Below are 19,940 nucleotides of genomic sequence, written 5' to 3' on the forward strand. Positions count from 1 at the left end.
CCCGGGCGGCGGTGGGGAGCCGGTCACCTGGTGGAGGACGCTAAACCTCGCCGTGCCGGGGCGGGGGCAGGTGCGCGGAACTGTCCCGAGAGGACCGGCGGTGACCGTATGCGACCGTGATCCGGTCTCGGCGTCGTCGACTTAACTCAGCGTGATGACCGATGCGTCGATTCGTGCCCGAGTGACGGTGATGGGGTGCTATGGGGCCGCATATATGCATCGATGGGCCGGTGTCGGGAGGCGCCGGGGCCCTCATTAGGCTCCGGCCTCATGGACGTACTCATCCACCTCTTCGTCGGCCTCCACATCATCGGCATCGCCGCGCTCCTGGGCGGCTTCCTCACCCAGATGAAGGCGATGGGCGCGGGCACCGCCCGGTACACCCCCGCGATGCTGCACGGCGCGCTGACGATGCTGGTCACCGGTGTGATCCTGGTCGGCCTCAACCAGGCCGACGACCAGTCCGTGAACAACATCAAGATCGGCGTGAAGCTGGCCCTGCTGATCGTGATCCTCGGCCTGGTCTACGTCAAACGCGACGACGAGAAGGTGGACAAGGGCCTGTTCGGCCTGGTCGGGCTGCTGACCGCGGCGAACGTCTTCATCGCCGTGCTCTGGACCTGACCCGTCCCGTCCGCGCGCCGGCCCGGGTCGAGATGACCGTCCAGGCCGTGCATCCCAGCCACGCGGCCACCGCGATCCACAGCAGTGCCTCCCCGAGGACGTCGAGCCAGGGGGCGTCGAAGGCGGCGGCGACCGCCAGGGCGGCCGTCGCCGTCCCGACCGCGCCGAACACGGTCGCCCAGCGCCGCCCGTCGTAACGGCGCCGGGGCCAGAAGAGCTCCGCCGTGAACAGGGCCACGCAGCAGACCGCGGTGAGCACGAGCAGCGTGACGGTGACCCTGCCGAGGACGTCGTGGTCCTCGTCGTTCCACAGGTACAGACGGCCGCTGCCGGCGCTGAGGAGCCTCGCCCCGGCCAGCGCCGAGACGGCGAGCGCCCCGCCCAGGAGCCAGTGGTCCCCGGGCCCCTCGGCCACCTGCCGCGGCTCGAAGCGGAACAGGGCGAGGCAGTAGAGCACGAGCCCCAGCCAGAACAGCGTCAGGGCCGCGTGCGCGAGCCAGGCCACCGACTCGGCGGCGGCGAGCGTGGCACCGAGCACGGCGAGGCCCTGGGTGGCCACGCAGCGCAGGAACACGGTCCCGTGCCGCTCCCTGGCCGCCGCGACGAGCAGCACGGCCCAGAGCGGCGCGGCGAGCGCCAGCAGCGCCGCGGCCGGGCGCTGCAGGCCGGCCGCGGAGAAGCCGGTGCCGGTGACGGCGGTCGCGGCCACCCAGGTGAGCGCCGCCGCCGATGCCCTCCGCCAGGCCGGCCGAGGCAGCCGCAGCAGGGCGTGCGCGACCGCCCCCAGCCAGCCCGCGCAGGCCAGGGCGAGGGCGATCCGGGACAGAACCTCGTACCCCGCCGAGTCGAGACCGACCGACAAGGTGCCGGTCGTCAGGGCGTAGGTCGCCCACAAGGTGACATACGGGGAGGGGTCGGACATGGCCCCGATGCTAGAGAGCGCCGCGCACAGGACGAGAGGGGCACGCGCGCGTGCCCCTCAAAAACGTCCAGGACTTCTCAGGCGGGCCGCACCACGCTGTGGATCGCCGACTCGCCGTCGTAGTAGATCGACTCCTCGCGCACGTAGGTGCCGGGCTTCGGGGCGTGGATCATCATGCCGTTGCCGATGTACATGCCCACATGGGTGACGTCGTCGTAGAAGAAGACCAGGTCACCGGGCTGGGCCTGGGAGAGGGGGACCGTGGTGCCGGCGGTCACCTGGTCGTAGGTCGTGCGCGGCAGGGTCACCCCGGCGGCCTTCCACGCGGCCTGGGTGAGGCCGGAGCAGTCGTAGGAGCCGGGACCGACGGCGCCCCACACGTACGGCTTGCCGATCTGGGCGCGGGCGAAGGCGAGGGCCTTCTCGGCCTTGGTGGCGTACGAGGAGTCGGCCGGGGCGGTCGAGGAGGTGCCGGAGCCCGGCGCCGGGGAGCCGCTCTCCTGCTGCTGGGGAGCCTGGTCCTGGGCCTGCTGCTGGGCGGCCTGCTTCCGGGCCAGCTCGGCGGCCTTGCGGGCGGCCTCCTGCTGCTTCTGCTTCTCGATCGCCGCCAGTCGCGCCTTCTCCTCGGCGGTCAGCTGCGACAGCAGCTGGCGTGCGTCGGCGAGCTTCCGCTGGACGGTGGCCTTGGCGGTCTTCAGGTCGCCCTGGGACTCGGTGAGCGTCGTGAGGCTCTCCGTGGCCTCCTGGCGCTTCTTCATCGTCTCGGACTGCTGGGTGACGTAGTCGTCGACCGCGACCTTCTGACGGCCGGTCATCCGGTCCATCAGCTGCGTCTGGTCGAAGTAGTCCTGCGGGGTGTCCGCGAGCAGGAACGTCGCCGTGTCCGGGGCGGAGGCGCCGGTGCGGTACTGGGCGGCGGCGAAGGAACCCAGCTCCTCCCGCGCCTCGTTGAGCTTCTGGGTGCGCTGGGCGACGTCGTCGAGGAGGGTGTCGACGCGCTTGCGCTGCTTCGCGGTCTTCTCCTTGGCCGCGTTGTACTTGTCGGTCGCCGACTCGGCCTGGCGGTACAGGTCGCCGACCTTCTTCTCGACTTCCTCCAGGCTGGGCTTCTCGTCGGCCTCGGGGGCTGCGTTGGCCGACTGGGACAGCAGGGCCACGGAGGTGAGGGCCGCCGTTGCGAGGGCGGGGGTCCGTATGCCTGCCACGCGCGTACCCGTAGGACGCGACTTGCGGTGCGACGCCAAGGGAGGCGACTCCTTCCATGCTCCGCCTACCGGGTTAGCTGTCGGGTTCGGGCGGGTATCTCGGAAGGGTTGCCCTACGGCCTGCTCCGCTAGGGGAGTCGGGCCGATTCACCCCAAGGTCTCGGTGGGTCCCCGGCTCCGGCTGCTCGGCGGCGCGCCGGACTCGGCGGAGGCCGCGCGGCCCGGCGACGTTCGCCGGTGGGGGTCATGCGGCCCGTTCGCACCGTAGCCAACTCGTGTGGCTCCTGTGAAGGTTGATGGGTGATATGCCCGATACATTTTCGTGACCTTATTCATGGGCGTCGCCGAGAGTGGGCGATCAAGGGGGATTGGTCACGGGTTATCCGCGATTGTGATGCCGTCGCGGGGTGTGATCACGCCACGCTGGAGGGTGACAACGCGCCCCCGGGTGGTCGGCGGGGGCCCGGGTCGGGGCGATGTTCTCAGGGCGGCGGCGGGCTGTCAGTGGGGCGCCCTAGACTCGGAGAGCGATGAGCAGCCTCTTTGACGACAGCTTCCTGGCGGACCTCCAGGCCCAGCGGGGCCCCGCGGACGAGCCCCCGCCGCCGCCCGAGGACGATCACGCTCCGGAGTCGATTCCGGACGATCTGTTCGGCGGGAAGTTCGACGTGCCGCCGGACCGGGACGCCTACTACCGCGACGGCGCCCCACGCCCGGTCGTGGACACGGCCGCCCTCCTGGAGGGGCTGAACGACAACCAGCGCGCCGCCGTCGTCCACTCCGGCTCCCCGCTGCTCATCGTGGCCGGCGCCGGCTCCGGCAAGACCCGTGTGCTCACGCACCGCATCGCCCACCTGCTCGCCGAGCGCGGCGTGCACCCGGGCCAGATCCTCGCGATCACCTTCACCAACAAGGCCGCCGGGGAGATGAAGGAGCGCGTCGAGCAGCTCGTCGGTCCGCGCGCCAACGCCATGTGGGTGATGACCTTCCACAGCGCGTGCGTGCGCATCCTGCGCCGGGAGAGCAAGAAGCTCGGCTTCACGTCCTCGTTCTCGATCTACGACGCCGCCGACTCCAAGCGTCTGATGGCCCTGGTCTGCCGCGACCTGGACCTCGACCCCAAGCGTTTCCCGCCCAAGTCCTTCAGCGCCAAGATCAGCAACCTGAAGAACGAGCTGATCGACGAGGAGGACTTCGCCGCCCAGGCCTCCGACGGCTTCGAGAAGACCCTCGCCCAGGCCTACGCGATGTACCAGTCGCGGCTGCGCGAGGCGAACGCCCTCGACTTCGACGACCTGATCATGACGACGGTCAACCTGCTCCGCGCCTTCCCGGACGTCGCCGAGCACTACCGCCGCCGCTTCCGGCACGTGCTGGTCGACGAGTACCAGGACACCAACCACGCCCAGTACGCCCTGGTCCGCGAGCTGGTCGGCACCACCGAGCACCCCGTCGACGTGCCGCCCGAGGCCGAGATCCCGCCCGCCGAGCTGTGCGTGGTGGGCGACGCCGACCAGTCGATCTACGCCTTCCGCGGCGCGACGATCCGCAACATCCTCCAGTTCGAGGAGGACTACCCGGACGCGACGACGATCCTGCTGGAGCAGAACTACCGCTCCACGCAGACGATCCTCAGCGCGGCCAACGCGGTCATCGAGCGCAACGAGTCCCGCCGCCCCAAGAACCTGTGGACCAACGCGGGCACCGGCGCGCGGATCACCGGCTACGTCGCCGACACCGAGCACGACGAGGCGCAGTTCGTCGCCGACGAGATAGACCGCCTCACGGACGCGGGCGAGGCCAAGGCCGGCGACGTCGCCGTCTTTTACCGCACCAACGCCCAGTCCCGTGTCTTCGAAGAGGTCTTCATCCGCGTCGGCCTGCCCTACAAGGTCGTCGGCGGCGTCCGCTTCTACGAGCGCAAGGAGGTCCGGGACGTCCTGGCCTACCTGCGCGTCCTGGCCAACCCGGAGGACTCGGTGCCGCTGCGCCGGATCCTCAACGTCCCCAAGCGGGGCATCGGCGACCGCGCCGAGGCGATGATCGACGCCCTCGCCCAGCGGGAGAAGATCAGCTTCCCGCAGGCGCTCAAGCGCGTCGACGAGGCGTACGGCATGGCCGCGCGCTCCACCAACGCCGTCAAGCGGTTCAACACGCTGATGGAGGACCTGCGGACCATCGTCGAGTCCGGCGCCGGACCGGCCACGGTGCTGGAGGCCGTCCTCGAGCGCACCGGCTACCTCGCGGAGTTGCAGGCCTCCACCGACCCGCAGGACGAGACCAGGATCGAGAACCTCCAGGAACTCGCCGCCGTCGCCATGGAGTTCGAGCAGGAGCGCGGCGCGGAGGCGGAGACCCCGGGGGCCACCGCCACGGGGGGCACCCTGGCCGACTTCCTCGAGCAGGTCGCGCTGGTCGCCGACTCCGACCAGATCCCCGACGAGGAGGACGGCGACGGCGTCATCACGCTGATGACCCTGCACACCGCCAAGGGCCTGGAATTCCCGGTCGTCTTCCTCACCGGCATGGAGGACGGCGTCTTCCCGCACATGCGCGCCCTCGGCCAGACCAAGGAGCTGGAGGAGGAGCGGCGCCTGGCCTACGTCGGCATCACGCGCGCCCGGGAGCGGCTGTATCTCACCCGGTCCACGCTGCGCAGCGCCTGGGGCCAGCCGTCGTACAACCCGCCCTCCCGGTTCCTGGAGGAGATCCCCGCGGCCCACGTGGAGTGGAAGCGGACGGGGGCGACCGCTCCCGCCTCCTCCGGGCCGGTCTCGGCGGTGGCGTCCTCGCTGTCCTCGTCCCGCTCGCGGTCGTCGGCGTCGGGCGCGTCCGGTTTCGCCACGCGCCGCGCCGCCGAGAAGCCGGTGGTGTCGCTGGCCGTGGGGGACCGGGTCACCCACGACCAGTTCGGGCTCGGGACCGTCGTCGCGGTCAAGGGCACGGGCGCGAACGCCGAGGCCACGATCGACTTCGGCGACACGAAGCCGAAGCGGCTGCTGCTGCGGTACGCGCCGGTGGAGAAGCTGTAGCGCCGTGAAGTGACCTCGTGGGCCCCCGTCTGCTCAACCGGCGGGGGCTGCCGGGACGTTACGTCGGGTTGATGCCGTGGCTGCGCAGCCACGGGAGCGGGTCGATCGGCGAGCCACCGGCCGGGCGCACCTCGAAGTGCAGGTGCGGGCCGGTCGAGTTGCCGGAGTTGCCGGAGCGCGCGATCGGATCGCCGGCCTTGACGGTCGTACCGGAGGGCACCGTGTACGTGGAGAGGTGGCAGTACCACGTCTCCGTGCCGTCCTTGGCGGTCACGATCATCATGTTGCCGTAGGCGCTGTTCCACTGCGTGCGCACGGTGCCGTCGGTCGCGGCCATCACGGTCGTGCCGTACGACACCGGGAAGTCGATGCCCGTGTGCAGGGACATCCAGTTGATGCCGGACTGGCCGTAGTAGGCGCTGAGTCCGTGCTGTGCGACCGGCAGGGCGAACTTCGGCCGCAGCCGCTCCTTGCGGGCCGCCTCCTCAGCCGCCCGCTTCCGCTCGGCCGCCTGCTGGGCCTTGAGGTCGATGCGCTCCTGCGTCCGGCTGGCCCGGTCGGCGAAGTCGTCGGCGCCGGCGGCGAGGCTCTGCAACTGCGTGTCCAGCTTGTTGTTGGCGGCGGCCGGCTTCACCGGCTGCGCGTCCGCCGCGGTCGTGTGCGCCTCCGCCGCACCGTCGTCGGTGAGGCTGCCGACGGAGGCGGCGGCGATCCCGGCGACGCCCATCACACACGCCGAGGGCACCGCGATGGTCAGCAGCGCCGAGCGCTTGGGAGGCGTACGGCGGCGGGAACGGGACCCGGCGCGCGAGGCGGCGCGTGAGCCCGAGGCCGGAGCGACCTCTTCCTGGCCGTCCAGGAGGGGGGTGACGGTGGGGAGTTCACCGGTGGCGGCCGGTTCACCGCCGTCCGCGGCGGGGTCGTGGTAGGCGGCCCCGGCGGACTCGTCGTAGGCGACCTGCTCGAACGTCGCGGTCTCGCGCTGGTCGAAGGGCTCGCCGTGGTGCTCGTAGCCGTCGGGGGACTCGCCGTGGTGCTCGTAGCCGTCGGGGGACTCGCCGTGGTGCTCGTAGCCGTCGGGGGCCGGGGCGGTGGCCGCGCCGTCGGTGTTCCACTGCGTGGCGTCGTAGGCGCCGGTGTCGAAGGCCTGCGTGCCCCATTCCCACTGCTGGGTCTGGTCGGCGGGGTTGCCCGACTGGTCGGGCTGGAGCCAGGCGCCGGCGTCCCACTGTCCCGTGCTGTCGGGGGACGTGGCCTGCGGCGGGATGACCGACAGCGGCTGCTGCTCGGCCGTCCAGGAGGTCGTGTCGTAGACGCCGGTGTCGTAGGCGGCGTGGTGCTGGGCCGCGTAGGCGTCGTAGTGCGGGTTCTCGTGCCCGCCCGTGGGCCAGTGGCCGGTGTCGTACGTGCCCGTGTCCTGGCCGCTGCCCGGCATGTCGCCGAAGAGGGGGTCCGTGGCGAAGCTCGCGGTGGCGTGCCCGGTGGCGGGGAAACCGGAGCCGTCCGTACCGGGGTCAAAACCGGTGGCGCCGTAGTCGCCGTACGTGGTGAAGTCGCCGTACTGGGCTTCCTGGGTGCCGTACGACGCGTAGTGCGCCGAGGCGGCGTCGGAAGCCGGAGCCGGGGTCATGGTCCCCGACGGGTGACGGTCGTTCACCAACTTCTCTTTCGCCTCGACAACAGGGGCTGCCAGAGCAGTGCGGCGACTGTACCCGGCGGTACGCGGGCACGACAATCTTCGGCAGGTTTCACGCGCGCAGGAAACGGGCATTCGGCCGTGTTTTGGCGGACTGCGGACGCGAGTTTGGCTCTGTGTTCGAGGTTTGTTCGATGTTGGTGAGTGCTTCGATGCGGTGCGTCACCTGTATGACGAGTCTGTGAGCCGTGTGTGACGGGCCGGCGCCGACTGTCGCCCGACCGGGTGGTGGAAGCGGCGAGCGGACCCGGCCGGTGTCAGGCCACCGTGAGGCCGTCGGCGCGCCCGGCGGACGGTTCACCCGGGTGGGCCGTGTCGAGGACCTGCCGTATCCCGTTGGCGACGGCGGGGTGCACGGGCAGGGCGAGGTGGCCGATGCCGGTCACCCGCACGTTCTGCGCCGACAGATCGGGATGGTCGATGCAGGCCGTCTCCAGCGGGTCCATCACGTGGTCCAGGTCGCTCCAGAAGCTGACGAAGTGCGTACGGCAGCCAGGGGCGGGCCGAGTGAGCTCCTCGAGCACCGGTGAGCCGGGGCGCATCTGGCGCACGATGGGGTGCGCGTCGGCCAGTGGCGCGACTCGGGTGCCGGAGTGCGGCGTGCCGAGTGTCACGAGCGTCCGGACGCGCGTGTCGCCGCCGAGTCGCTGCACGTAGTAACGCGCTATCAGACCGCCGAGGCTGTGCCCGACGACGTCGACCTGCCGGGCGCCGGTGCGCTCGCAGACCTCCTCTATGTGCCGGCCCAGCAGCGCGGCCGCGGCGCGTATGTCGCAGGTCAGCGGTGAGTAGTTGAGGGACTCGATTTGCTGCCTGCCGTGCTGGGCGAGGCTGCGGCGCAGCAGGACGAAGACCGAGCGGTTGTCGATGAAGCCGTGCAGCAGGACGACGGGGGGCTTGGCCTGGGTGGGCAGTTGGGCGGCGCCGTCCCCGGTGGGCAGGGGCGGGACGGGGGCTCGTCGCTCCTGGGTGATGCCGGAGGGGTAGAGGAGGAGGTGCCCGGCCAGGATGGCGATCTCCAGGGCGGTGGCCTTCAGCAGGGCCATGGAGAGTCCCGCCAGACGGCTCGGCACCAGGCGCTGGCAGAACGGAAGAAAGGGCAGAGCCGCCCTGGTGACCTTCATGGCCGACCTCCTGTCGGCACGCGGGAGAACGGCTCCGCCCCCCGTGTGCTCTCGTGGAAAGCTGCTGCGAAGACGGCCGGCGATGACCGCGCGGGCGGCGTGAGCCGCGTGAGCTGCGAGGGCTGTGCGCGGCATGTGGCGTGGGTGACGCCGGTGGTGCGACGAGTTCCGTCGTCGGTGAGGTGACGGGGCTCCCCGCCGTTGTGCCGTGCCTGCCCTGCGTGCTGTGCGTGCGGTGCTGGTCCTGCGTGCCGTGCGTGCCCTGTCTGCCTTCGCCGAAGTGCCGTACCGCCGCGGTGCGTGGTGGGTGGCGCGGCGGTACGGCGACCTCCTTGCGGCTCCCCTTGCGCTTGTCCCATCGTGTGATTTCCCCCTCGGTCCGCACTGCGAAACTGCCGGTTACGGGATCCTGGAGATAACGTTCGTTCACTTGCCCCGGTGGTTCGTGGCGGACCTGTGCGGTGTGTGCGGCATGTACGGCGTGTCCGATGTGTGCGGTACTTGTCGGAACGGATGGATGTAGACGCTTCATGGAGGCAGTGATGGGTGTGGCAGCCGGTCCGATCCGCGTAGTGGTGGCCAAGCCGGGGCTCGACGGCCACGATCGCGGGGCCAAGGTGATCGCGCGGGCCCTGCGTGACGCCGGTATGGAGGTCATCTACACGGGGCTCCACCAGACCCCCGAGCAGATCGTCGACACCGCGATCCAGGAGGACGCCGACGCGATCGGGCTGTCCATCCTCTCCGGCGCGCACAACACGCTGTTCGCGGCGGTGATCGAGCTGCTCAAGGAGCGGGACGCGGAGGACATCCTGGTCTTCGGCGGCGGGATCATCCCCGAGGCGGACATCCCCCTGCTGAAGGAGAAGGGCGTCGCGGAGATCTTCACGCCGGGTGCGACGACGGCGTCGATCGTCGACTGGGTCCGGGCGAACGTACGCCGCCAGCCGGCCGAGGCGTAGGCCTCCGGCGGTTCGGCCGGGGGCCTGTGGGGCGTTGCCCGTGGCGTTGCCTCTGGCCAGGATGTTGCCTGCGGGCAGGGCGTTGGCTGCTGGCGGGAACAGGCCCGGCACCGCGGCCGGTGCCCGGCCTGTGATGAGACCGGCAGCCGTCATGGCGCGCTCAGTTCCTCCGTCATCGCCGCGCGCAGACGCAGTGTCGTGACCAGGCGCTGGAAGGCCTCCGCCCAGTAGCCACCGGCTCCAGGGGACGCGTTCTCCGCCTCGTCCGGTACGGCCAGCAGGGCGTCGAGGCGGCCGGATTCGGACGGGTCGAGGCAGCGCTCGGCCAGGCCCATGACTCCGCTGAAACTCCATGGATAACTCCCCGCGTCCCGAGCGATGTTGAGCGCGTCCACCACGGCCCGGCCGAGCGGCGGGGCCCACGGCACCGCGCACACGCCGAGCAGCTGGAAGGCCTCGGACAGGCCGTGCGTCGCGATGAAGCCGGCCACCCACTCGGCCCGTTCGGCGGCGCCCAGCGTGCCGAGCAGCTTGGCGCGTTCGGCGAGGGAGACCGCACCCGGACCGCCCGCTTCCGGTGCCGAGGGTTCGCCGAGCAGCGCGCGTGCCCACGCGGCATCGCGCTGGCGCACCGCGGCCCGGCACCACGCCGCGTGCAGCTCGCCCCGCCAGTCGTCGGCCACCGGCAGCGCCACGATCTCCCTGGGGGTTCGCCCGCCCAGCCGCCGTGACCAGGTCCCGAGCGGTGCCGCCTCCACCAACTGGCCGAACCACCAGGACCGTTCGCCCCGGCCCGCGGGAGCCTTCGCCACGACGCCGTCGCGCTCCATGCCCGGATCGCACTCGTGCGGCGCCTCGACGACGATCGCCGGGGTGGGGGCATGCCCTGTTCCCGGGGTTCCCGTGTCCTGCGCGGTCCCGGTGGAGTGCGCGTGGTCGATGGCCACGCAGGCCGCCGCCCGGACCGCCATCCGCGCGGCGAGTGCCGAACCCGGCAGCGCCGACAGCAGTTCCGCCGCCGTCGCCCGGACGTTGCGGCTGCGGTCGGCCAGGGCCTGTTCCAGGAACGGCTCGTCGTCCGGGGTCAGGGCCGTGCGCAGGGAGTCGAGGAACATCAGGCGGTCCTCGGCCCGCTCCGTCGCCCAGGTCGTCTCCAGCAGGGCGCGTGCGGCGGCCGGTTCGCGGGAGCGCAGCGCGGACAGCAGGGCGACCCGTTCGGCGAACAGGCCCTCCTGCCAGAGCTGCTGCACCCTGTCGTCGTCCTCGAGGTGCGGCAGGGACGCTCCGCCGCCCGGTGTCGAGCGCAAGGCGAACCGCCAGTCCGGGTTCAGCCGCGCCAGCCACAGGGCCCGCGGTCCGGCGAACTCCAGCGCCACAGGGCGCAGGTCCGTACGCCCCCGGGCCGCGTCCAACAGCGCGGGGAGCAGTTGCGGAGGCGGCGCGAAACCACGGGCGTTCGCCGTCGCGAGCCACTGGGGCAACAGTTCCATCACATCGGGCGCGGTGCCCCGGCGGCCGCCGCCGGACGCGCCGGGGCGGTCGGCCAGCAGCATCGCGAGTCTGCGGGCGGCCGCCGGCGGCAGGGGCGGACGCGGGTCCTCCGGGGCCGGCTGCGGACGTTCCGCCGCCCGCGCCGGACGCAGGCCGGCCCGTCGCCGTACGGTCTCCACGGCCGCCGCGTCCAGCAGGGCCGCCGGTGCGTCCGGGCCCGGGGCGGTGCCCGGCGGGGTGCGCCGGTCCGTGCCCAGCAGTGCCGTGGTGACGAGCCCCTCCCAGGCGCCCGTGACGGGCGCGTCCACAGGAGCGGAGGTCCTGGTCATGAGCTTCCTTTCCGCGGGGCGCCCGGAGGTGGTTGAAGGCTCACCCTTACCGGTTGTCCCGTGATGCCTGAAAGATGCGTGGTGCTGTGAGAAGGGCGGGTCCGCTCGAGGCGGTCGGGTGCTCGCCGGGTCAGCACAGCGCTATCGCGTCGCCCGGGCCCTCGGGCCAGGCCGTCAGCGGCGTGAAGCCCTGGTGTCCGCATTCGCCGAAGACCCGGACCGGGGCGCCGCCCGACAGGGCGACGAGCCGCCACAGGCCCGGCCGGGAACGCGCGGCGGGAGTGAGCGGCAGCGCCGCGTCCTCGTCGGCGTCCGCCAACTGCCAGGAGTCGCCGTCCGGGGTCGGGACGACCCGGTCCAGCGTCACCGGGACGGACTCCAGCCACGGGTCGTCGCGCAGGGCGTCGCCGTAACGGGCCGCCGCCTGCGACGTCGTCAGCCCCGGCGGACGTATCGCCGTCGGCGTGGGCGGTGCGAACTGCTCGCCCAGGGCCACCCGCGGCTGCCCGGCGCCCGGGTACGCGGACACCTCCGCCTCCAGCGACAGCCCCACCGGCAGCGCCAGCTCCGGGGCGCGGCCGGCGGCACCGTAGGAGAGGAGCAGCACGGTGCGGTGCGAGTCGGCGCCGTACAGCCAGATCCGGCGGGTCGTCAGGCGCGGATCCGTCGTGTCGTACTGGGCGAGGACCAGCCAGCTGTCCCGCACCGGCGGGCCGTCCGCGGAGGCCAGCAGGCCGATGCGGGCGCGGACCGTGGCGGCCAGGCCGTCAGGCAGCCGCTCGCGGCGCAGCCAGCCCTGGCCGAGGAGGTGCAGCAGAGCGCACTCCTCCAGCAGCCGCACCGGCCAGCCCGGGCCGGTGGACGGGATGGCCCCCAACTCCCGTACGCGGGCGGCCAAACCCTGTGCCTGGGCGTCGACCATGCGGGCCGCCGTCTCCTCCCAGAGGCCGTAGCCGGACTGCTCCGCCGACGCCAGGCCCCCGCGCAACAGGTCCGTCAGGCGCTGCTCCAGCTCCACCGCGCCCGCCGTGACCCGCTCGGCACGGCGCTCGGCCCGGCGCCGCGCAGCCTCCGGATCAGCGGACGCCGAGGACGGACCCGGGCCCTCCCCGGCCTTCTTCTCCTCCGCGCGCCTGCGCCGCCCCGCTGTCCACTGCCCGGCCCACTCCGGCACCTCCGCCGTCGGCACCGTCCCGTCGCCGCCCGCCCACAGCAGCAGCAGCCCCAGCGCGTGCTTGCACGGGAACTTGCGGCTGGGGCAACTGCACTTGTACGCGGGCCCGGAGGCGTCCGCCAGGTCCACGACCGTCTGATACGGCTTGCTTCCGCTGCCCTTGCACAGCCCCCACACCGCCCCCTCGTCGGAACTCCCCGTCTCGGACCACGGCCCCGCCGCTCCGAGTTTGCTTCCCGCTTTGCGTGATGCGGCGTCAGGCGCCAGTGCCAGCACCTGGTCCGCGGTCCAGCGCACCCCCTGCTGAGTCATGTCGTCGAAGGTAGATCCCACCACTGACAATCGCGTCCGCGAGCGCGCTCGGCGAGGCGTTTTCGCAGGTCAGAACGGATTGTCAGTGGTGTGGTGCAACGTTGGTGGCAGATCCGAACCGGCCGAGCTGGAGGGGGACTTTGCCATGACTGTGTCCGTTGAGCCGACGCCCGTCGAAGCGGGGGAGACGGAATCGGCCCAGGCATTGCGACCGCACGCCGAGGACGCCTTCGCCGGTGAACTCGCCGCGCTGGCCGCGCAGGACGACCGTCCGCGCCCGGCCCGCTGGAAGCTGTCGCCGTGGGCGGTCGCGACGTACCTGCTCGGCGGCACACTGCCGGACGGCACCGTGATCACACCGAAGTACGTCGGCCCGCGCCGCATCGTCGAGGTCGCCGTCACGACGCTCGCCACCGACCGCGCCCTGCTCCTGCTCGGCGTGCCGGGCACGGCGAAGACGTGGGTGTCCGAGCACCTGGCCGCAGCGGTCAGCGGCGACTCCACGCTGCTGGTGCAGGGCACCGCCGGCACCCCGGAGGAGGCCATCCGCTACGGCTGGAACTACGCGCAGCTGCTCGCCCACGGCCCGAGCCGCGACGCCCTCGTGCCCAGCCCGGTCATGCGGGCCATGGCCGAGGGCATGACGGCGCGCGTCGAGGAGCTGACCCGCATCCCGGCCGACGTGCAGGACACGCTCATCACGATCCTGTCGGAGAAGACGCTGCCGATACCGGAGCTCGGCCAGGAGGTGCAGGCGGTCCGCGGCTTCAACCTGATCGCCACCGCCAACGACCGCGACCGCGGGGTCAACGACCTGTCCAGCGCCCTGCGCCGCCGTTTCAACACGGTCGTGCTGCCGCTGCCGGAGAGCCCCGACGCCGAGGTCGACATCGTCTCGCGCCGCGTCGACCAGATCGGCCGCTCCCTCGACCTGCCGGCCGCGCCCGAGGGCCTGGACGAGATCCGCCGGGTCGTCACGGTCTTCCGGGAGCTGCGCGACGGGGTCACGTCCGACGGCCGGACGAAGCTGAAGTCGCCCAGCGGCACGCTGTCCACGGCCGAGGCGATCTCCGTCGTCACCAACGGACTCGCGCTGGCCGCCCACTTCGGCGACGGCGTGCTGCGGCCGGGCGATGTCGCCGCGGGCATCCTCGGCGCGGTGGTCCGCGACCCGGCGGCCGACCGCGTCATCTGGCAGGAGTACCTGGAGACCGTCGTCCGCGAGCGCGACGGCTGGAAGGACTTCTACCGGGCCTGCCGCGAGGTGAGCGTGTGAGCGACGCGGGGCGGGGGCCGGTCGCGGGGCCGGGACAGGGGATGGGAGGGAACCAAGTGACGGCAGAGGAAAGGGCTGTGGGCCGGGCGGCCGAGGCGGGGCCGGTGCTGCTCGGGGTGCGGCACCACGGGCCGGGCTCGGCCCGGGCGGTGCGGGCGGCGCTGGAGGAGACCCGGCCCGGGATCGTGCTGATCGAGGGGCCGCCCGAGGCCGACGCGCTGATCCCGCTCGCCGCCGACGAGGAGATGCGGCCGCCGGTCGCCCTGCTCGCCCATGCCGTGGACGAGCCCGGCCGCTCGGCGTTCTGGCCGCTGGCCGAGTTCTCCCCGGAGTGGGTCGCCCTCCGCTGGGCCCTGGAGCAGGGTGTCCCGGCCCGCTTCATCGACCTGCCGGCCACGCACACCCTGGCCTGGGGGAGGCACGAGGACGAGGCGGCAGGGGAGGGGGAGTCCCCCCTGGACGCGGAGACGGCGGACGGCGAGGGCGAGGGCGACGACGGCCCCGGCCATGACACCACCCCCGGCTCCGCCGACGTGCGGATCGACCCGCTCGGTGTGCTCGCCGAGACCGCGGGCTACGACGACCCGGAGCGGTGGTGGGAGGACGTGGTCGAGCACCGGGGCGTGGGGGAGGGGGACGCGCTCGCGCCGTTCACCGCCCTGGAGGAGGCCATGGCCGCCCTGCGGGAGACCTACGGCAGCGGGGGCCACGACCGGGACCTGGTGCGGGAGGCGTACATGCGGCTCCAGGTGCGGGCCGCGCAGCGGGAGTTCGAGGACGGCGTGGCCGTCGTCTGCGGCGCCTGGCACGTGCCCGCCCTGCGGCGGAGGACGACCGTCGCCGCCGACAAGGCGCTGCTCAAGGGGCTGCCCAAGGTCAAGACCGACATGACGTGGGTGCCGTGGACCCATCGCAGGCTCTCCCGGACCAGCGGGTACGGAGCCGGCATCGACTCGCCGGGCTGGTACGGGCACCTGTTCAGCGCCCCGGACCGGCCGGTGGAGCGGTGGATGACGAAGGTGGCGGGGCTGCTGCGCGAAGAGGACCGGATCGTCTCCTCCGCGCACGTCATCGAGGCGGTGCGGCTGGCCGAGACGCTCGCCGCGATGCGCGGGCGTCCGCTGCCCGGCCTGAGCGAGACGACCGACGCGGTGCGGGCGGTGATGTGCGAGGGCTCGGACGTGCCGCTGGCCCTGGTGCGGGACCGGCTGGTCGTGGGGGACGTGCTGGGGGAGGTGCCGTCGACGGCACCGGCGGTTCCCTTGCAGCGGGACCTCGCCCGGCTCCAGCGCAGACTGCGGCTGAAACCGGAGGCACTGGAGCGGGAGTTGGAGCTCGACCTCCGCAAGGAGACCGACTCGGCCCGCAGCAGGCTGCTGCACCGGCTGCGGCTGCTCGGCATCGCCTGGGGCGAACCGGCCGCCTCGCGGGGCAGTACGGGCACGTTCCGGGAGACGTGGCGGCTGCGCTGGGAGCCGGAGCTGTCCGTACGGGTGGCCGAGGCGGGGGTGTGGGGGACGACCGTGCTGTCCGCCGCGACCGCCAAGGCCGAGGCGGACGCCGTCGCCGCGGAGGGCCTCGCCGACGTCACCGCACTCGCCGAGCGGTGCCTGCTGGCCGGACTGCCCGACGCGCTGCCGACCGTGATGCGGGTCCTCGCCGACCGGGCGGCCCTCGACACGGACGTCGGCCACCTCGCCCAGGCGCTGCCGGCCCTGGTCCGCTCCCTGCGCTACGGCGATGTGCGCGGCACGGACACCGAAGCCCTGGGGGAGGTCGCCGCCGGCCTGGCCGAGCGGGTCTTCGTCGGCCTGCCCCCGGCCTGCGCCGGGCTCGACGCGGACGCCGCCGAGGAGATACGGCGTCACGTGGACGCGGTGCACGGAGCCGTCGCGCTCCTGGGTGACACCCCGGCGGCGGGACACGGCCACCTGAGAGCGCGCTGGCAGTCGGTGCTGCGGGTGCTGGCCGGGCGGGACACGGTGCCCGGGGTGATCCGGGGGCGGGCCGTGCGGCTGCTGCTCGACGACGGGGAGCTGACGCAGGACGAGGCGGCGCGGCTCATGGGGCTCGTCCTGTCACCGGGCACGCCGCCCGCGGACGCGGCCGCGTGGATCGAGGGCTTCGTCGGAGGAGGCTCCGGCGGCGGGATGCTCCTGGTGCACGACGAAGGGCTGCTCGGGCTGGTCGACGCGTGGCTGACCGGCGTGCCGGCGGAGGCGTTCACGGACGTGCTGCCCCTGCTGCGGCGCACGTTCTCGGCGTACGAACCCGGGGTCCGCCGGACCCTCGGCGAACTGGTCCGGCGCGGACCCGGCGCCCAGGGAGGCGCGGCAGCCGCCGGCACCGGCCTGCCGGGCTTCGCGGCCGAACCGGACCCGGCGCGCGCGGACGCGGTGCTGCCGGTGCTGCGGCTGCTGCTCGGGATGGACGAAGAGGACGAAGAGAACATCGAGAAGAACCTGATGGGGGTGGCGGGATGACGAGCGACGCACTGAGAGAGCCGACGACGAGGGCCGACGAAGGGGGCTCCGCCACGAACGGGTCCCGGGCGGAAGCCCGGCCGGCGACGACCGTGCCGGTGATCCCCCTGTGGGAGCGGCTGCGCGGGGGAGGCGACGGATGACGGCCGAGGTGACGGACCCGGCGCGGGAGCGGCTGCGGCGTTGGCGACTGGTGCTCGGCGGCGACGCGGCGGACGGCACCGGATACGCGCTGTCCGGGCAGGACGCGGCGATGGACGGAGCCCTGACCGCGCTCTACGGCAAGAAAGACGGCACATCGCAGAGCGGCAGGGACCGTTCGGCGGGACTCGGGGCGTCGGCGCCGTCCGTCGCGCGCTGGCTCGGGGACATCCGGACGTACTTCCCCTCCTCGGTCGTGCAAGTCATGCAGCGCGACGCCATCGACCGGCTCGGACTCGCCACGCTCCTGCTGGAGCCGGAGATGCTGGAGGCGGTGGAGGCCGACGTGCACCTGGTCGGCACGCTGCTGTCGCTCAACAAGGCCATGCCCGAGACGACGAAGGAGACGGCACGGGCCGTCGTGCGCAAGGTCGTCGAGGACCTGGAGAAACGGCTCGCCACCCGCACCCGCGCCACCCTCACCGGCGCGCTCGACCGCAGCGCCCGCATCAACCGGCCCCGCCACCACGACATCGACTGGAACCGCACCATCGCGGCCAACCTCAAGCACTACCTGCCCGAGTACCGCACGATCGTGCCGGAGCGGCTCATCGGCTACGGGCGGGCGACCCAGGCCACCAAGAAGGAGGTCATCCTCTGTATCGATCAGTCGGGATCCATGGCGGCGTCGGTCGTGTACGCATCGGTGTTCGGAGCGGTGCTCGCCTCGATGCGGACGATCTCCACGCGACTCGTCGTCTTCGACACGGCGGTCGTCGACCTCACGGACCAACTCGACGACCCGGTCGACGTCCTGTTCGGGACGCAGCTCGGCGGCGGTACGGACATCAACCGTGCGCTCGCGTACTGCCAGTCGCAGATCACCCGGCCCGCGGAGACGGTGGTCGTGCTGATCAGCGACCTCTATGAGGGAGGCATCCGCAACGAGATGCTCAAGCGGGTCTCGGCGATGAAGGCGTCGGGGGTGCAGTTCGTGACGCTGCTGGCGCTCTCGGACGAAGGGGCACCGGCGTACGACCGGGAACACGCGGCCGCGCTCGCCGCGCTGGGGGCACCGGCGTTCGCCTGCACGCCCGACCTGTTCCCGGAGGTGATGGCGGCGGCGATCGAGAAGCGGCCGTTGCCGATACCCGACGTGGCGTGACGGAGCGGGGCCGTGGGTGACCGTGGTCGCGCGTCATGACGGGCGGTCAGGTGGCGACTTGTCGATGCGTCACCGTCCGACTCGGGGCAGCAAAAAGGACATGACGGCCCATCGGTAGGCAAGGGCTTGCGCAACCTCCGCACTCCCGTGCGAGGATCGGCCCCTGCTCGGCCGTGCGCCCGCGCTGTGCCGGGCAGCACCGCGTTGTGCCGACTCGTTGCCCGTAACGCGTGATGCGTTCCGCACTTGTTCCGTCGCACGGGAGGAAGCTCCCCCTCTTGACCTGGTCAGCGTCAGCAGCCCTGCCCGGTGCCGCGCTGCGCTTGCTGCGCACGGCGGCCGGGCGGCGTGCGCTCCAGGCGGGGCTGCTGGTGGGCGGGGTGCTCCTCATCGGGCTGCTGTGCGGGGAGCGGGCGCATGCGGCGGACGGTGTGCGCACGCCGGCGAACAGCGCGGCCGTGCGGACCAGGCCGGCGGTTCTTCAGATCGTCTCCGGAGCCGGGAGTGTTCATCACGTCCGGGCCGTGGGGGAGCGGGCCGAGGGCGAACGGAGCGTGAGGGAGCGGGGCGCGCGGGCGGCCGGTGTGGTGGGCCAGGTGATGAGCGGGGGCCGGGGAGCGGCGCGGGCGAAGGTGTCGGCGCCGGCATCGGCACTGGCCCCGGCAGCATCGGCACCGTCGCGGTCGCCCGAACGGCCGTCGCCGCCGCCCGCTCGCTCGAAGCAGCTCCTGCTGACGGGGTCGGTGTTGCCCGAGTCCTCCGTGTCGGCGGCGCTGCCCAAGCTCCCTGCGCCGTCCGAGCTGCCGAATCGGCCGCCGGTGTTGCCCGAGTCCCCCGTGGCAGCGGCGCTGCCCAAGCTCCCGCCGCTCCCGGATGTGCCGCTGCCGCCCACGCTCCCCGACGCGCCGCAGCTCCCCACGCCCCCGACAATCCCCGACCTGCCGACGCTCCCGGACCCGCTGAACCCGCCGGAGCTGTCAGACCTGCCGAACCTGCCTGCCCCGCTTGATCCGCTTGACCCGTTGGACCCCTTGGGCCCGCTGAACCCGCTGGATCCGCTGGATCCGCCAGACGTCCCAGAGCTGCCCGCGCCGTCCGATGACGGCGTCGCCGTCCCGGAAGGGCCCGGCGCTCCTTGGCTTCCCAGTCGCCCGGCGCTGCCGAGCCACCGACTCCCCGTGCCGGTCGCGGTCCACCTGGAATCGGGGGAGCCCGCTGTGTCGGCGTCCGACGTGCCTGCCGTCGTCCAGCGGGCCGAGGCGGCAGAGCCCGCGGCGGCGGGTGTCGCGGTACACGGCGTCGAACACCGCGGTTCCCGCGCCGGACAGGCGGGCCAGGACCACGCGGGACAGGCCACCCGCGTCGGGCACGCCCCGGTCGAGCACGGGCCAGGCGGCCGTCCCGACGGCGCGCTCGGCAACCGGGCCGTGGCGGACAACAGCACCCCGCGTCACGGGGACGCGCACGCCGTCACCCTGGATCACCGTGCCCCGCTGAGGCTCGTGCCCGGGGCCACCGCCCGCTCCTACGCCGCCGCGACCCTGGACAGACACCGGGACGTGAGCGTCTTCCCCGGCTAGCGCACGCGGCCGGACCGCCGTACCCCGTCTGCGTATTCGCCGTGCGGGGAGTCGCGCCCCCGCCGTGGAGCCCCGTCGACCGTCCCACCGGCCTCCGCACGCCCACCGTCCCCGGATCGTCCCGGATCGAAGCTGCGCTCCCACACGGGAAGCCCACACCGGCACCGGCGAGGCGCAGGCCCAGGCACCGACCAGGCCCAGACACCGGCACCGGCACCCGTAAAGCCCCCTCACAAGCTCCGCGTCACCCAGCAAGGGGTGCTGCCAGGCCCCCCTCCCCCAGAGCTCCACGAGGCACCAGGCCCAGGACGGCCGAAAGCCGTCGGTCGGTCGAGGCCGAAACCTCGTGGGTGGGGGTGGGGGGTGCCCACGGTGGTGGGGTGCACGCCCCCCCCCCCCCCCAGCGCGCGGCGCCCCAAGAGGG

The 19,940-nt window shown here is 72.9% G+C and carries 15 protein-coding genes and 1 riboswitch; of the genes, 7 read left to right on the top strand and 8 right to left on the bottom strand.

The genetic code is table 11. The features are described 5' to 3' along the window. Positions 1–270 precede the first annotated feature (270 nt). Positions 271–624 (top strand): hypothetical protein, encoded by a 354-nt coding sequence (locus ABZ386_RS27910; protein WP_031119944.1) that lies wholly within the window; start codon positions 271–273, stop codon positions 622–624. Here the strand turns inward: ABZ386_RS27910 and ABZ386_RS27915 are convergent. Together ABZ386_RS27915 and ABZ386_RS27920 are read right to left on the bottom strand one after the other, a co-directional pair. Continuing rightward, positions 602–1,546, bottom strand: coding sequence for a hypothetical protein (locus ABZ386_RS27915; RefSeq protein WP_358966299.1), 945 nt, complete (start codon positions 1,544–1,546; stop codon positions 602–604). The genes ABZ386_RS27910 and ABZ386_RS27915 overlap by 23 nt on opposite strands. Positions 1,547–1,623: 77 nt before the next feature. Then, a complete protein-coding gene (locus ABZ386_RS27920) occupies positions 1,624–2,790 on the bottom strand; it encodes an NlpC/P60 family protein (RefSeq protein WP_358966302.1) in 1,167 nt (388 codons plus the stop codon). Positions 2,791–2,798: 8 nt separating this feature from the next. After that, a riboswitch (cyclic di-AMP (ydaO/yuaA leader) is annotated at positions 2,799–2,969 on the bottom strand. Positions 2,970–3,281: 312 nt separating this feature from the next. Here ABZ386_RS27920 and pcrA point away from each other — a divergent pair. After that, complete coding sequence (gene pcrA, locus ABZ386_RS27925) at positions 3,282–5,783, top strand: DNA helicase PcrA (protein WP_351337408.1); 2,502 nt, start codon at positions 3,282–3,284, stop codon at positions 5,781–5,783. A gap of 58 nt (positions 5,784–5,841) precedes the next feature. On the opposite strand, the gene ABZ386_RS27930 is transcribed toward pcrA, so the two are convergent. After that, complete coding sequence (locus ABZ386_RS27930; protein ID WP_358966305.1) at positions 5,842–7,440, bottom strand: peptidoglycan DD-metalloendopeptidase family protein; 1,599 nt, start codon at positions 7,438–7,440, stop codon at positions 5,842–5,844. A 296-nt stretch (positions 7,441–7,736) separates the two neighbouring features. Further along, positions 7,737–8,603, bottom strand: coding sequence for an alpha/beta fold hydrolase (locus ABZ386_RS27935; RefSeq protein WP_351337401.1), 867 nt, complete (start codon positions 8,601–8,603; stop codon positions 7,737–7,739). Positions 8,604–9,145: 542 nt separating this feature from the next. Between ABZ386_RS27935 and ABZ386_RS27940 the strand changes: the two genes are divergently transcribed. Then, on the top strand, positions 9,146–9,565 hold the full coding sequence (locus ABZ386_RS27940) for a cobalamin B12-binding domain-containing protein (protein ID WP_031119938.1): 420 nt from the start codon (positions 9,146–9,148) through the stop codon (positions 9,563–9,565). 149 nt (positions 9,566–9,714) lie between these two features. Here ABZ386_RS27940 and ABZ386_RS27945 read toward each other — a convergent pair whose 3' ends face one another. Further along, positions 9,715–11,385: a DUF5691 domain-containing protein gene (locus tag ABZ386_RS27945; RefSeq protein WP_358966306.1), complete on the bottom strand. Its 1,671-nt coding sequence runs from the start codon at positions 11,383–11,385 to the stop codon at positions 9,715–9,717. 130 nt (positions 11,386–11,515) lie between these two features. Further along, entirely contained in the window at positions 11,516–12,871 is a 1,356-nt protein-coding gene (locus ABZ386_RS27950; protein WP_358966308.1) for an SWIM zinc finger family protein, read from the bottom strand. Between the two features lie 145 nt (positions 12,872–13,016). Here ABZ386_RS27950 and ABZ386_RS27955 point away from each other — a divergent pair, with 145 nt between their 5' ends. The 3 genes from ABZ386_RS27955 (at position 13,017) to ABZ386_RS27965 (ending at position 17,936) form a co-directional block, all read left to right on the top strand. Continuing rightward, the gene (locus ABZ386_RS27955; RefSeq protein WP_351337391.1) at positions 13,017–14,147 is read left to right on the top strand and encodes an AAA family ATPase; all 1,131 of its coding nucleotides are present in this window, start codon (positions 13,017–13,019) and stop codon (positions 14,145–14,147) included. 41 nt (positions 14,148–14,188) lie between these two features. After that, the gene (locus ABZ386_RS27960) at positions 14,189–16,630 is read left to right on the top strand and encodes a DUF5682 family protein (RefSeq protein ID WP_358966310.1); all 2,442 of its coding nucleotides are present in this window, start codon (positions 14,189–14,191) and stop codon (positions 16,628–16,630) included. A 139-nt stretch (positions 16,631–16,769) separates the two neighbouring features. Next, positions 16,770–17,936, top strand: a complete 1,167-nt coding sequence (locus ABZ386_RS27965; protein WP_351337385.1) for a VWA domain-containing protein — start codon at positions 16,770–16,772, stop codon at positions 17,934–17,936. Between the two features lie 293 nt (positions 17,937–18,229). Here ABZ386_RS27965 and ABZ386_RS27970 read toward each other — a convergent pair whose 3' ends face one another. Together ABZ386_RS27970 and ABZ386_RS27975 are read right to left on the bottom strand one after the other, a co-directional pair. Further along, the gene (locus ABZ386_RS27970) at positions 18,230–18,355 is read right to left on the bottom strand and encodes a hypothetical protein (protein WP_351337383.1); all 126 of its coding nucleotides are present in this window, start codon (positions 18,353–18,355) and stop codon (positions 18,230–18,232) included. Positions 18,356–18,447: 92 nt separating this feature from the next. Then, positions 18,448–18,792, bottom strand: coding sequence for a hypothetical protein (locus ABZ386_RS27975; RefSeq protein ID WP_358966312.1), 345 nt, complete (start codon positions 18,790–18,792; stop codon positions 18,448–18,450). Positions 18,793–19,153: 361 nt separating this feature from the next. Here ABZ386_RS27975 and ABZ386_RS27980 point away from each other — a divergent pair, with 361 nt between their 5' ends. After that, complete coding sequence (locus ABZ386_RS27980; RefSeq protein WP_351337376.1) at positions 19,154–19,516, top strand: hypothetical protein; 363 nt, start codon at positions 19,154–19,156, stop codon at positions 19,514–19,516. Positions 19,517–19,940 lie beyond the last annotated feature (424 nt).

Origin of the sequence: Streptomyces sp. NPDC006140 (assembly GCF_040628815.1) — a bacterium.
In the GTDB taxonomy this organism is placed as follows: Bacteria; Actinomycetota; Actinomycetes; order Streptomycetales; family Streptomycetaceae; genus Streptomyces.

Bases quoted from the DNA above. Each gene is read 5' to 3' on its own strand.
- ABZ386_RS27910 (WP_031119944.1), top strand. From the start codon at position 271: ATGGACGTACTCATCCACCTCTTCGTCGGCCTCCACATCATCGGCATC.
- ABZ386_RS27915 (WP_358966299.1), bottom strand. From the start codon at position 1,546: ATGTCCGACCCCTCCCCGTATGTCACCTTGTGGGCGACCTACGCCCTG.
- pcrA (WP_351337408.1), top strand. From the start codon at position 3,282: ATGAGCAGCCTCTTTGACGACAGCTTCCTGGCGGACCTCCAGGCCCAG.
- ABZ386_RS27935 (WP_351337401.1), bottom strand. From the start codon at position 8,603: ATGAAGGTCACCAGGGCGGCTCTGCCCTTTCTTCCGTTCTGCCAGCGC.
- ABZ386_RS27940 (WP_031119938.1), top strand. From the start codon at position 9,146: ATGGGTGTGGCAGCCGGTCCGATCCGCGTAGTGGTGGCCAAGCCGGGG.
- ABZ386_RS27945 (WP_358966306.1), bottom strand. From the start codon at position 11,385: ATGACCAGGACCTCCGCTCCTGTGGACGCGCCCGTCACGGGCGCCTGG.
- ABZ386_RS27950 (WP_358966308.1), bottom strand. From the start codon at position 12,871: ATGACTCAGCAGGGGGTGCGCTGGACCGCGGACCAGGTGCTGGCACTG.
- ABZ386_RS27955 (WP_351337391.1), top strand. From the start codon at position 13,017: ATGACTGTGTCCGTTGAGCCGACGCCCGTCGAAGCGGGGGAGACGGAA.
- ABZ386_RS27960 (WP_358966310.1), top strand. From the start codon at position 14,189: ATGGGAGGGAACCAAGTGACGGCAGAGGAAAGGGCTGTGGGCCGGGCG.
- ABZ386_RS27965 (WP_351337385.1), top strand. From the start codon at position 16,770: ATGACGGCCGAGGTGACGGACCCGGCGCGGGAGCGGCTGCGGCGTTGG.
- ABZ386_RS27970 (WP_351337383.1), bottom strand. From the start codon at position 18,355: ATGCGCCCGCTCCCCGCACAGCAGCCCGATGAGGAGCACCCCGCCCAC.